Here is a 13,286-nt window from a genome sequence, read left to right as displayed (position 1 = left end):
CACCTTCGAGTCCTCCACCCCGGGTGGCCGGGCGAGCCCGTGCCGAACCATGAACAGGATGCCCCGGACCGGTCCAGCGCCGGTCCAGCGGGAGTCCACTGGGGGTCCGTGGATGTTGTTGCACGTGCTCGGTCCACTGACGGCGAGGGGGCCGGACCGGGAGCCCGTGCACCTGGCCGCGCGCAAACAGCGGCTGGTGCTGGCCACCCTCGCGCTGCACGCGGGCGCCACCGTCTCGACCGAGGCGCTGGTGCACGCGGTGTGGGGCGAGCAGCCGCCCCGCTCGGCGCCGGGCAACCTCAAGACCTACGTGTGGGAGCTGCGCCGCCAGCTGCACCCCGACCTGCGCATCTCCAGTCAGCCCGGCGGCTACCGGCTGGACCTGCCGGCCGACGCGCTGGACCTGTCGGTCTTCAGCGAGCTGCTGCACAACGCCGGCGCCGCGCTCAGCGCCGGTGACGCCGAGCTGGCGCTGCGCCTGGCCGGTGCGGCGCTGGAGCTGTGGCGGGGCACGCCCTTCGGCGAGCTGGACACCGACCAGGCCCGCTCGGCCGCCGCGGCCGCGCTGGACCAGCGCTGGCTGGTGCAGGACGTGCGGGTGGCGGCGATGCTGGCCGCCGGTCAGCACGACGCGGCCACCGCGGTGCTGCGCGGCCTGCTCGGTGAGGACCCGCTGCGGGAGAAGCTGTGGGCGCAGCTGCTGCTCGCGCTCTACCGCGCCGGTCGGCAGGCCGAGGCGCTCTCGGCGTACCGGCAGGCCCGCGCGGTGGTGCGGGCCGAGCTGGGCATCGAGCCGGGGCTGGAGCTGCGTGAGCTGCACCAGCGGATCCTGCGCGGCGATCCCAGCCTGCTGCGCTCGGCCGAACCAGCTGGACCGGAACTGGTGGTGCCCCGCCAGCTGCCCCCGGCCACCGGCAGCTTCACCGGCCGGGAGGCCGCGCTGGCCTGGCTGGACGGGCTGCTCGAGGACATCGAGGACAGCAGCCCGCTGGGCACGGTCACCGGCAGCGCGGGCGTCGGCAAGACCACCCTGGTGGTGAACTGGGCGCACCAGGTCCGGGACCGGTTCCCGGACGGGCAGCTGTACGTGAACCTGCGCGGCTACGCCCAGGGCCCCTCCCTCGGGCCGACCGAGGCGCTGGCCAGGTTCCTGCGCGCGCTGGGCGTGCGGGCCGAACGGGTGCCTGCCGAGCTGGACGAGCAGGCCGGCCTGTTCCGCTCGCTGCTGGCCGAGCGGCGGGTGCTGATCGTGCTGGACAACGCCAGCAGCGCGGACCAGGTCCGGCCGCTGCTGCCGGCCACCCCCGGCTGCGCGGTGGTGGTGACCAGCCGGGACGCGCTGCGCGGACTGGCCGCCTTCGACGACGCCCGCACCCTGACGCTGAGCGTGCTGCCCACCGCCGAGTCCGTGCGGCTGCTGTCCCGGATCATCGGCGCGGACCGGGTGGCCGCTGACCCGGCCGCCACCGCCGAACTGGCCCGCCGCTGCGCGCACCTGCCCCTGGCCCTGCGGATCGCGGCCGCCGACCTGGCCGTGCACCCGGAGCAGGAGGTGGCCGAGTTCGTCGCCGAACTGGGCTCCGACGGGCTGATGGGCCGGCTCACCGTGCACGGCGACGAACAGGCCGCGGTGCGCACCACCTTCGGCCTGTCCTACGGCGCGCTCCAACCGGAGACCGCGCACGTCTTCGCCTGCTTCGGCCTGATGACCGGCGACGACCTGACCGCGCCCGCGGTGGCCGCGCTGGCCGGACTGCCCGAGGCGCAGGCCAGGCAGCGGCTGGCCGAGCTGCGCACCGCGAGCCTGGTCGAGCAGTCCGGTCCGGGCCGCTACCGCTGCCACGACCTGCTGCGGCAGTACGCCAGGGAACGGATCGAGGCCGAACGCACCCAGGAGGAGCGGGACCGGGCGGTGCGCGGCCTGATCGGCTGGTACCTGCGGCACGCCAGCGCCGCGGTCGAGCTGCTCGGCCCCGGCCTGGCGCAGCTGGTCGGCACCGCGCTGTGGGTGGAGGACTTCGCCGGTCCGGTGGCCATCGACAGCACCGACGCGGCGATGGCCTGGCTGGACGACGAGCGCGCCAACCTGATCGCGGCCATCCACCACGCCGCCCAGCACGGCCCACACGACGGCGCCTGGCTGCTGGCCGACGCGCTGCGCGGCTGCGCCATGACCTTCCGCGGCCTGCTCCCCGGCTGGCTGGGCGCCATCAACGCGGCCCTGACCGCGGCCACCGCCGAGCGCAACACCCTGGCCATGGCGGTGCTGCACGACATCCTTGGCGAGACCTACTGGAGCCTCGGCGAGTCCGGCCGGGCCGAGGCGCACTGCCAGTCCGCGCTCAGCGGCTACCGCACCCTGGGCATCGTGCCCTCGGAGGCCAGCGTGCTGCACATCCTGGGCCTGCTGCGCTGGGACCGGGGTCAGCTGGACGAGGCTGACGACCACCACTCCAGGGCGCTGCGCGTGTTCGAGGAGCTCAACGACCTGCCCAACCAGGCCCTGGTCCTCTCCGGCCTGACCGGCGTGGCCTACGCCCGCGGCGACCTGGCCCGCTGCCTGGCCCTGGCCACCCACACCGTGGAGCTCAGCCGCAAGGCCAAGTCCCCGCTGGCCGAGGCCTTCGGCCTGATCGAGCTGGGCTGTGCCCTGCACGAGCTGGGCCGCTACGAGGAGGCCCAGGCCGCCAACAGCGAGGCCCGCGACTTCGGCGCCCAGTTCCAGATGGCCTACATCGAGTCCATGGCCCTGCGCGGCCTGGCCCAGCAACGCTCCGCCCTGCGCGACCACGAGGGCGCGCTGCGCCTGTGCCAGCAGGGCCACCGGGTGGCCACCGAGGCCGGCCTCGGCGTGGTCGCGGTGGAGCTGCTCAACACGATGTCGCAGTGCCTGCGCCTGCTCGGCAGGGATGAACAGGCCATCCAGCACGGCGAACGCGCCCTGTCCATGATCCGCCAAGCGGAGTTCCGCGTCGGCGAGGTCACCGTGAGCACCGAACTCGCCCTCACCCACCTGTCCATGGGCGAGCTGGCCCCCGCCGCCGCGATGGCCCACAACGCCCTGACCGTCGCCCAACGCTTCGGCTTCGGCGTCCTGGAAGGCAAGGCCTGGCACACGGTGGCCTTGGTCCGCCAGGCACAGGGCGAGCTGCCGGCGGCCAGGGAAGCCGCGGAGGCGGCCCTGGCCGTCTTCACCGAACGCGGCCACCCCCTGGGCACCGAGCAGTCAACGGCCCTCTTGGCCGACCTGCCCTGACCCCGTACCCGCTGGCCTGCGACGCCTCAGGCCACGCAGAACTCGTTGCCCTCGGGATCGGCCAGCACGGTGCACCGGCCCGAGGGCTCGTCAACCTCCCACAGCACCCGGGCACCCGCCGCGACCAGCCGCGCGACGTGCTCGCCGACCAGACGAGCCCGCTCAGCCTCGTCCTCAGCGCCCTTGCTGGCGCGAATGTCCAGGTGGACGCGGTTCTTGCCCGCCTTCTCCTCCGGCACCCGCTGGAAGTACAGGCGAGGCCCAAGCCCCGCCGGGTCGATCAAGGCGTCACGATCGCCGAGCAGGTGAGTCATCCCGTTGACCTCGGCGAAGGCCTCCCAGCTGTCATGACCCGGTGGCGGCGGCTGCCGCACGTATCCCAGGGCCAGCGCCCAGAACCCGGCCAGGCCGCTCGGATCACTCGCGTCCATGGCCACCTGAACTTCCCACGCCATCCCAGTTCCCCCTTCGCCACCGCCGTCACCACCCGGCCCAGCTCCGCCGTCGAGCCGGCTCCCCGGCCTCCTGCCAGGCCCCGCTGAGCCGAGCACCCGTGGCCGCGGCGAACCCCGGCAGTCGCGCGAACCGACCGAGCGTGCGGCCGGGCCGCGCCACCGTCCAGCCTGCGGTCACTGCACTCCGGCCGCGTCCATCCCGCGCAGCTCCTTCTTCAGGTCGGCGATCTCGTCGCGCAGCCGACCGGCCAGCTCGAACTGGAGTTCGCGGGCCGCGTTCATCATCTGGTCGGTCAGCTGCTGGATCAGGTCGGCCAGCTCGGCGCGCGGCATGCCCTTGACGTCCCGCTCGACCAGCACGCCGCTGGTGCCCCGCCCGCCGGTCGGCTTCTTGCCGCGGCTGACGTTGCGGCCGGAACCGCCGATCTCCACCGAGTCGGTGTCCTCGGCCTCGGCGTAGACCACGTCCAGGATGTCGGCGATCTTCTTGCGCAGTGGCTGCGGGTCGATGCCGGCCGCCTTGTTGTAGGCGATCTGCTTCTCGCGGCGGCGGTTGGTCTCGTCGATGGCGTGCCGCATCGAGTCGGTGACTTTGTCCGCGTACATGTGGACCTGGCCGGAGACGTTGCGGGCGGCCCGGCCGATGGTCTGGATCAGGCTGGTGCCGCTGCGCAGGAACCCTTCCTTGTCCGCGTCCAGGATCGCCACCAGGGACACCTCGGGCAGGTCCAGGCCCTCCCGCAGCAGGTTGATGCCGATCAGCACGTCGAACTCGCCCAGCCGCAGCTGCCGGAGCAGCTCGATCCGGCGCAGGGTGTCCACCTCGGAGTGCAGGTACCGCACCCGGATGCCCAGTTCCAGCAGGTAGTCGGTGAGGTCCTCGGACATCTTCTTGGTCAGCGTGGTGACCAGTACCCGCTCGTTGCGTTCGGCGCGCAGCCGGATCTCGTGCACCAGGTCGTCGATCTGGCCCTCGGTGGGTTTGACCACGACCTCCGGGTCGAGCAGGCCGGTCGGGCGGATGACCTGCTCGACGAACTCACCGCGCGCCTGCCCCATCTCGTACGGGCCCGGGGTGGCCGACAGGTACACCGTCTGCCCGATCCGGTCGCAGAACTCCTCCCAGTTCAGCGGCCGGTTGTCCAGCGCGCTGGGCAGCCGGAACCCGTGCTCCACCAGGGTCCGCTTCCGCGAGGCGTCGCCCTCGAACATGCCGCCGACCTGCGGCACCGTCACGTGCGACTCGTCGATGACCAGGAGGAAGTCCTCCGGGAAGTAGTCGATCAGCGTCGCGGGTGCCGAGCCGGCTGGCCGGTCGTCGATGTGCCGGGAGTAGTTCTCGATGCCGGAGCAGAAGCCGACCTGGCGCATCATCTCGATGTCGTAGGCGGTGCGCATGCGCAGCCGCTGCGCCTCCAGCAGCTTGCCCTGCTTCTCCATCTTGGCCAGCTGGTCGGCCAGCTCGGCCTCGATGTCCCTGATCGCCCGCTCCATCCGCTCCGGACCGGCGGTGTAGTGGGTGGCCGGGAAGACCCGCAGCTCGTCGACCTCGCGCACGATCTGGCCGGTGAGCGGGTGCAGGTAGTACAGCTTGTCGATCTCGTCGCCGAAGAACTCGATCCGGACGGCCAGCTCCTCGTAGGCCGGGATCACCTCCACGGTGTCCCCGCGCACCCGGAACGTGCCGCGGGCGAAGGCGATGTCGTTGCGGGTGTACTGCACGTCCACCAGCGCGCGCAGCAGCTCGTCCCGCACGACCTCGTCGCCGACCTTCAGCCGCACCGACCGGTCCAGGTACTCCTGCGGCGTGCCGAGGCCGTAGATGCAGGACACCGAGGCGACCACGATGACGTCGCGCCTGGTCAGCAGGCTCATCGTGGCGGAGTGGCGCAGCCGCTCGACCTCGTCGTTGGTCGAGGAGTCCTTCTCGATGTAGGTGTCGGTCTGCGGGACGTAGGCCTCGGGCTGGTAGTAGTCGTAGTAGCTGACGAAGTACTCGACCGCGTTGTCCGGGAAGAACTCGCGCAGCTCGTTGGCCAGCTGGGCGGCCAGGGTCTTGTTCGGCGCGAGCACCAGCGTCGGCCGCTGCAACCGCTCCACCAGCCAGCCGGTGGTGGCCGACTTGCCGGTGCCGGTGGCGCCGAGCAGCACCACGTGTTCCTCGCCCGCCTTGATCCGCCGTTCCAGCTCCTCGATGGCCGCGGGCTGGTCGCCTGCGGGCTGGTAGTCGGCGACCATGCGGAATCGCCCGTCGGTGCGGGCGATGTCGCCGACGGGACGGAACTGCGAGTGTGCGATCACGGGTGCTTCAGCCACGTCTGCGACTGTAGGCGCAGGGACCGACAGTCGGCGATCCCGCCCACCGGGGCCTGTGGATAACTCCAGACCCCCGCCAGCCCTGTGGATAACTGATTTCGCTGGTGACCCGGCCCCCTGTCATGGTGGCCAACGTGAACACAGCGCCCCAGCAGCAGCTCCGCCACCACGACTCAGGCCAGTGGCTGTCGCACTTCATCGGCCACGTCCTCATCGTGTGCCCGCGCTGCGGCGGCCGCGCGGCCGTCGTGCCAAGACCCGGCCTGCCGAAGCCGGAGTCCTGGGGCGAACTGGTGTTCACCCCACGCCGACTGGTCTGCGCCGGCTGCGGCACAACCGCGGACTGGGCGCATACGGCCAAGGCGTCGGCCGGTGTGGCACTGGGCGGCCCCGAGGACCCGTACTTCAGACGCCCACTGTGGTTGCAGACGCGGTGCGCCGGCGAGGTCCTCTGGGCCTACAACCTCGACCAGGTGACCGAGCTGACCGCCTACACCGGCGCCCGGCTACGGGAACGCGGCGAGCCCCGGTCGAACAGGTCGATGCTCTCCCGGCTACCACCCTGGATGAAGGCGGCAGCCAACCGCGCCGACGTGCTCGCCGGCCTGGCACGCCTGCGCGAGCTGGCCACCCGGTCCGCACCCGCCGACCGCTCCGACGCCGCGCCGGACTGGGGCGAGGCGCGCCGATGACCCACGACAACCTGGGTGTCCCGGCACCGGTCTCCCCACCCGGCCGACTGCGTCCGACTGGACTTGGAGGGATCCAGCGGCCGCCAGTAGCGCTTCCCCGGACATTTACCACGTTGCATCCTGGGCATGACCGCGGTCCTTGCGGCCGCCAAAACCGGCTCGATCTCCGGCAACGTCCCGCCGGGACCGGCCAGGCCTGCGGTGGCCGGGGTACGACTCAACGACCTCAACGGCAACCAGCGCCGGGTGGTGGATCGGCTCCTTCATGCCCGAGGACGCGAAGTTGGTCGATTTCACGTTCGGTGAGACCACCGAGGGGCGGGTGCGCTTCGACGGGGCCGGTTCGATCACCGACGCCAAGACCGGCGCGGCCGTCTCTGAGCTCCGCCTCAGCGCTACGCCCGCGTCCTCCGGATCTCAAGACCGGTCAGGCGTCCCCAACGACCGCCGAGTGCAGGTCCCGGACATGAAGGTCGAGTACGCGTGGCAGTGGTCCGGTGAGGCGCCCGATCGCCTCGCCGCCACCCAGGTGCGTGTCACCGCGGGCGCGAGCACCACCCTCGATGCCCCGGATCGCCACTCCGGAGAAGTGACCGTGCCCTGCGGGCCACACGCCGACGCGGCCCGCAGAGCGGCGGGGCTGCGCCTAGCAGTCGCAGGAGCAGTTGGAGCAGCAGCCTTCGCAGCAGTTGCAGGGGTTGCAGCACTCGCCGCAGCAGTCGTTGCAGCAGTTGTCCCGGTGGCACCAACCCTCTTTGCGCTCCCCGGTCCACGGGTCGTGGTACTCGGCGGCGCAGCAGGTCTGGCAGGTGAACAGGGACAGCGCGGCCACTCCGCAGCCCAGGACCAGTCCGCGTTGCTTGCCCTTGGTCTCGGGGGCCTCGTGCTTGTTCGGGGTGTCCCGTTCGGGCGCGTGCGGGTCGGCCTGGGCGAAGGTGCGCCGGACCGCCTGGTCCAGCTCGTGCGCCAGCAGGGCGTGCACCAGCCGCTGGTCTGCCAGCTCGGTCTCCTTGAGCGCGAGCTGGACGCCCAGCACCGCGTCATCGCACAGCCGCCGCGCCTCGGCCAGGTCCACACCGGTGGCCAGCAGCGGGTTCCAGGCCCCGGCCGCCCGGTCGGCTTCCAGGTCCTCGACCGCGTCCAGCAGGTGCACGATCCGGCCGAACAGCCGACCGGCCTCGCCAAGGGGCGCGGCGTTGTGCGGGCGACCGGCCAGCACCGCGGTGTGCGCGAACGCGGCGCCGGTGGCGGTCTCGGTCGGCTCGGTCACCGCGAGCACCGAGCTGCCCAGCCCGGCCGCGGCCTCCACCTCGGGCTGCCGGTGCACCGCGTCCAGCAGCACCGCGGTGTCGAAGCCGAGGCCGGTGCCGGTGCGTCCGGCGCGCTCGGCCCAGCGGGCGGTGAGCCTGCGGGCCACCCCTGCCACTGGCCGGGCGGCGAAGACGCCGTCCGCGTCGGCGACGTGGTCGGAGATCTTGGCCGAGGCCAGGATCAGCGACACCACCGCGGCCAGCCGGGCCCCGTCCCCGTTGGCGATCTCCGCGCCGCGCATGCCGCGCAGCGGGCACGGGCCGGCCTTGCGCCGGGCTCGGGCACCGTTCTGCTGGGCCTCCACCAGCGCGGAGATCACCAGGCCGTCGTAGTTGGTCGCGGTGCGCGCGACCTGACCGTGGTCATCACGCAGGGCCAGGCACAGGCCGCACAGGTGCGCCCACCAGGCCGCGCGCAGCGACTCGTCCAACCGGTGCCGGCACGGCCGGATGATTCCGAACATCGTCAGTCCCCCTCGTCAACACTGACACTGGCAACCGCCGGCGCAGTTGCCGCAGGCACCGCCACAGTTGCCGCAGTCACAGCTGCCGCAGTTGCAGTCGCCGCAGTCACAGCTCGAGCAGCCGTCGCAGCAGCCGCCGCACTCGCCCTGGCACCACTGGTTGCACCCGGCCACGCACCGGTCCCAGCCCTCGGTGTTGCAGCGCAGCCCGTCCGTGCGGCAGGACCGCGCGCAGGCCGCGCAGCCACCGCAGACGGCGAGCGCCAGCCCGGAGCAGCCGGCCACCCACGGCCACCGGGCGCGCTTGCCCCTCGGGACCTCCTCGGGTGGCGGTTCCGGCATCGGGAACGGCTCGGTGGGCGGATCCTGCTGCTGGGCGAAGACCCGGTCGACGGCGTGTTCCAGCTCGTGCGCGAGCAGCGCGTGCACCAGCCGCTGGTCTGCCAGCTCGGCCTCCTTGAGCGCGAGCCGGACGCCCCGCACCGCCTCATCGCAGAGCCGCCGCGCCTCGGCCAGGTCGGTGCCGGTGGCGGTCAGCGGGTTCCACGAGCCGGTGGCCGAGTCGGCCGCGCTGTCCTCGACCGCGTCGAGCAGGTGCACGATCCGCCCGAACTTGCGCCCGGCCTCACCAAGGGGCGCGGCGTTGTGCGGGCGACCGGCCAGCACCGCGGTGTGCGCGAACGCGGCGCCGGTAGCGGTCTCGGTCGGTTCGGTGACGGTCAGCACCGAGCTGCCCGGACCGACCGCGGACTCCAGCCCGCTCTGGCGGTCGATCGCGGCGAAGACCAGCTCGCTGTCGAAGCCGACGATCCGCGACTCCGCGGTGCTCTGCCGGTGCCAGCGCGCGGCCAGCCTGCGCCCGGCGTGCGCACCGGCGCGGGAGGCGAACAGGCCGTCCCGGTCGGTGACGTGGTCGGCGATCTTGGCCGAGGCCAGCAGCAGGGACACCGCGGCGGCCAGCCGGGCGCCCTCGCCCACCGCGACCTCCGCCCCGCGCATGCCGCGCAGCGGGCAGGGGCCTGCGGCGCGGCGGGCCTTCGTCCCGGTCCGCTGGGCTTCCACCAGCGCGGAGATGACCAAGCCGTCGTAGTTGGTGGCCGCCCGCGCCAGGTGACCGTGTGCGTCCCGCAGGGCGAGGCACAGCCCGCACAGGTGTGCCCACCAGGCCGCGCGCAGCGGTTCCGGCAGCCGGTGCCGGCAAGGCCGAATGATCCCGAACAAGCCCCTGCCCCCAGTACGAGGCCACCGGTCCCACACCGGTGGCTGGGCGGGATCTTAGGTCGGCAGGACCAGCCAAGTTCACCGTTTCGTGTAACCAGTTTGGTTCCGTCAGCGGAATCATCCGCAACCTGGCCTGGGCAGGATGGCGGCATGATGAGCGCAGCCGCCGAGAGCCCGCACATCCATCCGCCGAAGGTGGAGCTGTTCGACCTCGCCGCGATGACCAACACCGACCCCAAGGGGTTCGTACGGCGGGTCGAGGAGTACCGGGTCGAGCCGTTCGGTCTCTACCTCGCCCGCCCGGTGGTCGACCACCCGAAGATGACCTACCTACAGAGCTGGCTGCTGCCAGAACTCGGGCTGCGGGTGTCGAACTGGACGTTCCGGCCGGAGCGGGTGCGACGGCACTACCTCTACTTGGACATCGTCGACGTCGAGCGCGGCCCCGGCGTGTGGCGCAGCGTGGACCACTACCTGGACATCGTGGTCTATCCCGGCGAGCGGCTGGAGGTGCTGGACACCGACGAACTACTGGCGGCGGTGAACGCGGGCCTGATAAACACTCCAACGGCCGAACGGGCATTGCAGACAGTGCATCACTCGGTGGAAGGCATCACCCGATATGATTACCTGACCGAGAAGTGGCTGGCAGCCGAAGGTATTTCCCTGACCTGGCGAACCGAATAGTCCATTAGTCGCCGTGTGTCAGCGCGGTCAACCGCCGTTGGTCGCGTGTCGCCCTGCCCCACCCGATCGATACCGATTCGCTTACCAGCCGTGATGTAACAAAACGACCCGGCTTGTCACGGCTCGCACCCCTCCCACTACTGTCTGGGGTTGTGGGCGCGGTCATCACTCCGCAGCTGGTCGACGTGGTCGACACGTTCACCGCGGTGCGCAGTTATTCGTCGGGAACAACCCGGGAACTCTCCGAGTGCCGGGTGGAACCGTGGGGTCTTCGTACGGAATGCTGGACTCCGGAAGATCCATTCGCTGAGGCCGAGGTGACCTGGTTGCTGCCAGATCTCAGTCTCCGGCTGACTCATTATCGGCCGCGTTCCCGCCATGCGCGGACCGCGCCCAGTGTGCTGACCGCGGTGCGCGTGCAGCGGGACACCCGCGCGTGGCGCACCACCGACCTGTTGCTCGGGCTCGCCGTGCCCGGCGGCACCACCGCGCGCATCGTGCGCTCGGAGGAGTTCGCCGCCGCGGTCGCCGGTCAGGTGCTGCGCTCCGCGGACGCCGACCTGGCGCTGCGCGTGGTGCACCGCACCCTGGAGGAGATCAGCAGGCACCGGCATGACCTGGGCGCCTGGCTGACCTCCCGAGGCGTCTACGAGATCTGGCCGCCGCTGTAGCTCAGACCGGCGACCAGCCGCTGTCCTCGGCCCAGAGGTTCGCCCGCTCGAACGCCTGGTCGAACCACGGCTCCTTGCTGAGCGCGTACTCCCTTGTCGTGGGCTCACCGGCGAGGCTTTCGGCCAGCTCCCGCTTCATCTGCTCGTAGGCGACCCGCTCGGCGGGCACGGCGCGCAGCCAGTCCCGGAACAGCAGGGCGAAACGCTGGTTCGGCATGCCCGCGACCCGGATGTGCAGGTTGGCCGCGAGTCCGGGGTCGGATGAGGAGTGCAGGCGCTTCTGCCAGCGGGTCACATCGGGGTCGGTGGGCTTGGGGTTGTCCCGGTCGGCCCAGGGCACCGGGGCGAACCCGGCTTCGGTCAGCGGGGCGGCCAGCTCGTCAGCGGTCTCGATGGCGGCGACGGTGAGCTGCAGGTCGATCACGTCCTTGGCGGCCAGGCCCGGCACCGAGGTCGACCCGATGTGGTCCACCCGCAGCGCCCGCTCCCCCGCGACCGCACGGATCCGGTTGATCAGGCGTTCGGCCCGCCGTGGCCAGTCGGGCCGGTAGTCCACGATGTGGGCGCTGCCGCGCTCGGCCCTGCGGCGCAGCCGGACGTTGGCCTCGAACGGGACCAGCCGGTCCGTCCACAGCGCGTCGATCACCGGCATGAGCAGGTCGGGCGAGCCGCTGTTGTCCAGCCACACGTCGGCCACGGCCAGCCGCTGCTCATCGGTGGCCTGGGCCGCGATCCGGGCCCGCGCGTCCTGCTCCGGCACGCCGCGGGAGGTGACCAGGCGACGGAGGCGTTCCTCGACCGGGGCGTGCACCACGATGGTCAGGTGGAAGCCGGGGGCCAGGCCGTTCTCCACCAGCAGCGGCACGTCGTAGACCACGATCGCGTCGGCGGGGGCGGCCTCGATCAGCTCGGCGGTGCGGGCGCCGACCCTGGGGTGCACGATGGCGTTGAGCCGCAGCCGGGCCGCCTCGTCCTGGAAGACGATCCCGCCCAGCGCGGCGCGGTCGAGCGATCCGTCCTCGGCCAGCACCCGGTCGCCGAACTCCGCGATGATCTCGGCCAGCCCATCGGTGCCGGGCTCGACCACCTCGCGCGCGATCCGGTCGGCGTCGATGACCACCGCCCCGTGCTCGGCGAGCCGCCCGGCCACCGTCGACTTGCCAGCCCCCATGCCACCTGTCAGCCCGATGCGCAACACGGGAAGGAAGTCTGCCAGGTCAGCGCGGCGCGCCCGCCGCGACCTTGGCCGCCAGCTCGGCGAGTGCCGGACCGGCCCGGTCATCGGGCACCACGCCGCTGGGCAAGGTCAACGCGATGGTGCTGCGCCCGACCGCGTAGACCAGCGTCCGCTGCTTCTCCGCCACCACCAGCACCGCCTTGTCCGACCCCACCTGCACGTCGTTGACCGCGGCCCCCTTGCCCCGCTCGGTCTCCACGGTGGCCCGGACCCGCTTCAACGCCGCCGCCTCGTCGGCATAGGTCGCCAGCCCCAGCTCGACCAGCGCCGAACCCGCCTGCCCCGCCGGCGCGTCCCTCGGCGGCACGTCCTGCGGCGGCCCGTAGTAGCACCCGAGCCGCCCGGTCCGCCCGATCTTGGGCTCGGGCACGCCGACCACGGACCGGACACCGGTGCCGCCGTTGGTCTTGCCGAGTGCGGTCTCGACGTCGGCGGCGGTGAGCACGTCCGCGCAGTCCTTGGCCAGCGGCTTCGGCGGCGCGGCACTGCTGGGACTGGTGCTGGTGGCCGGCGCGGGAATGGGCGGGGCCGGGTTGTCCTTGGGCGTTTCGCCACTGGAACAGGCGGTCAGCGCGGTGAACACAGCGGCGACAGCGAGGACGAGCACCCTGGTCATGGGATCAACGTAGTGCCGCGGGCGGGTGTCGCGCGGCAGCGAATCGGGGGAATGGCGAGACGGGGGCCGGGGCCGGGGCGAGGTTAGCGGTGGGGTGAGCTGGTGGGTAGGGCGAGATTGCGGGGCGGGGCGGGCGACGCCGCAGGTGGGGCGGGGGCTTGAAGTGGGGCGGAGCTGGGGGCCTGGGGGATGGGATCCGGCGAGGCTGAGGTCCCGCCGGGCTGGGGCGGCGCGAGCGGAGCGGGCCGGGCCGAGCCGAGCCGGGACGAGCGGAGCCGAGCCGGGACGAGCGGAGCGGGCCGGGGCGAGCGGGCCGGGCCGAGCCGAGCCGGCCGGGCCGAGCGGGCCGGGGCGAGCGGGC

Annotated in this window: 10 protein-coding genes; 4 read left to right on the top strand and 6 right to left on the bottom strand. The window is 72.4% G+C overall.

Annotation, left to right across the window (positions count from 1 at the left end; translation table 11 throughout):
- Positions 1–112: 112 nt before the first annotated feature.
- Positions 113–3,256 carry a BTAD domain-containing putative transcriptional regulator gene (locus tag ACWDY5_RS39260; protein WP_449727207.1) on the top strand — a complete coding sequence of 1,048 codons (3,144 nt, stop codon included), beginning with the start codon at positions 113–115 and terminating at the stop codon, positions 3,254–3,256.
- A 26-nt stretch (positions 3,257–3,282) separates the two neighbouring features.
- Here the strand turns inward: ACWDY5_RS39260 and ACWDY5_RS39255 are convergent, their stop codons facing one another.
- Positions 3,283–3,711, bottom strand: coding sequence for a VOC family protein (locus tag ACWDY5_RS39255; RefSeq protein WP_449727206.1), 429 nt, complete (start codon positions 3,709–3,711; stop codon positions 3,283–3,285).
- Between the two features lie 174 nt (positions 3,712–3,885).
- Entirely contained in the window at positions 3,886–6,027 is a 2,142-nt protein-coding gene (gene uvrB, locus ACWDY5_RS39250; protein ID WP_449727205.1) for an excinuclease ABC subunit UvrB, read from the bottom strand.
- Between the two features lie 134 nt (positions 6,028–6,161).
- Between uvrB and ACWDY5_RS39245 the strand changes: the two genes are divergently transcribed.
- The gene (locus ACWDY5_RS39245) at positions 6,162–6,719 is read left to right on the top strand and encodes a hypothetical protein (RefSeq protein WP_449727204.1); all 558 of its coding nucleotides are present in this window, start codon (positions 6,162–6,164) and stop codon (positions 6,717–6,719) included.
- 646 nt (positions 6,720–7,365) lie between these two features.
- Here the strand turns inward: ACWDY5_RS39245 and ACWDY5_RS39240 are convergent.
- A complete protein-coding gene (locus ACWDY5_RS39240) occupies positions 7,366–8,493 on the bottom strand; it encodes a DUF5685 family protein (RefSeq protein WP_449727203.1) in 1,128 nt (375 codons plus the stop codon).
- A 15-nt stretch (positions 8,494–8,508) separates the two neighbouring features.
- Positions 8,509–9,714, bottom strand: a complete 1,206-nt coding sequence (locus tag ACWDY5_RS39235) for a DUF5685 family protein (protein WP_449727202.1) — start codon at positions 9,712–9,714, stop codon at positions 8,509–8,511.
- Between the two features lie 150 nt (positions 9,715–9,864).
- Between ACWDY5_RS39235 and ACWDY5_RS39230 the strand changes: the two genes are divergently transcribed.
- Complete coding sequence (locus ACWDY5_RS39230; RefSeq protein WP_252483983.1) at positions 9,865–10,401, top strand: DUF402 domain-containing protein; 537 nt, start codon at positions 9,865–9,867, stop codon at positions 10,399–10,401.
- A 410-nt stretch (positions 10,402–10,811) separates the two neighbouring features.
- Positions 10,812–11,072 (top strand): hypothetical protein, encoded by a 261-nt coding sequence (locus tag ACWDY5_RS39225; RefSeq protein WP_246492678.1) that lies wholly within the window; start codon positions 10,812–10,814, stop codon positions 11,070–11,072.
- A 1-nt stretch (position 11,073) separates the two neighbouring features.
- Here the strand turns inward: ACWDY5_RS39225 and coaE are convergent, their stop codons facing one another.
- Positions 11,074–12,270, bottom strand: coding sequence for a dephospho-CoA kinase (gene coaE, locus ACWDY5_RS39220; protein WP_449727201.1), 1,197 nt, complete (start codon positions 12,268–12,270; stop codon positions 11,074–11,076).
- Positions 12,271–12,289: 19 nt separating this feature from the next.
- Positions 12,290–12,925, bottom strand: coding sequence for a hypothetical protein (locus tag ACWDY5_RS39215; protein WP_449727200.1), 636 nt, complete (start codon positions 12,923–12,925; stop codon positions 12,290–12,292).
- Between the last annotated feature and the right edge of the window lie 361 nt (positions 12,926–13,286).

This window comes from Crossiella sp. NPDC003009, from assembly GCF_053591555.1.
The sequence above is the reverse complement of the archived record's forward strand: the minus strand, read 5'-3'. Positions and strand labels throughout refer to the sequence as shown.

Excerpts from the sequence above, each read along its gene's own strand:
- ACWDY5_RS39260 (WP_449727207.1), top strand. The coding sequence starts at position 113 with ATGTTGTTGCACGTGCTCGGTCCACTGACGGCGAGGGGGCCGGACCGG.
- ACWDY5_RS39255 (WP_449727206.1), bottom strand. The coding sequence starts at position 3,711 with ATGGCGTGGGAAGTTCAGGTGGCCATGGACGCGAGTGATCCGAGCGGC.
- ACWDY5_RS39240 (WP_449727203.1), bottom strand. The coding sequence starts at position 8,493 with ATGTTCGGAATCATCCGGCCGTGCCGGCACCGGTTGGACGAGTCGCTG.
- ACWDY5_RS39230 (WP_252483983.1), top strand. The coding sequence starts at position 9,865 with ATGATGAGCGCAGCCGCCGAGAGCCCGCACATCCATCCGCCGAAGGTG.
- ACWDY5_RS39215 (WP_449727200.1), bottom strand. The coding sequence starts at position 12,925 with ATGACCAGGGTGCTCGTCCTCGCTGTCGCCGCTGTGTTCACCGCGCTG.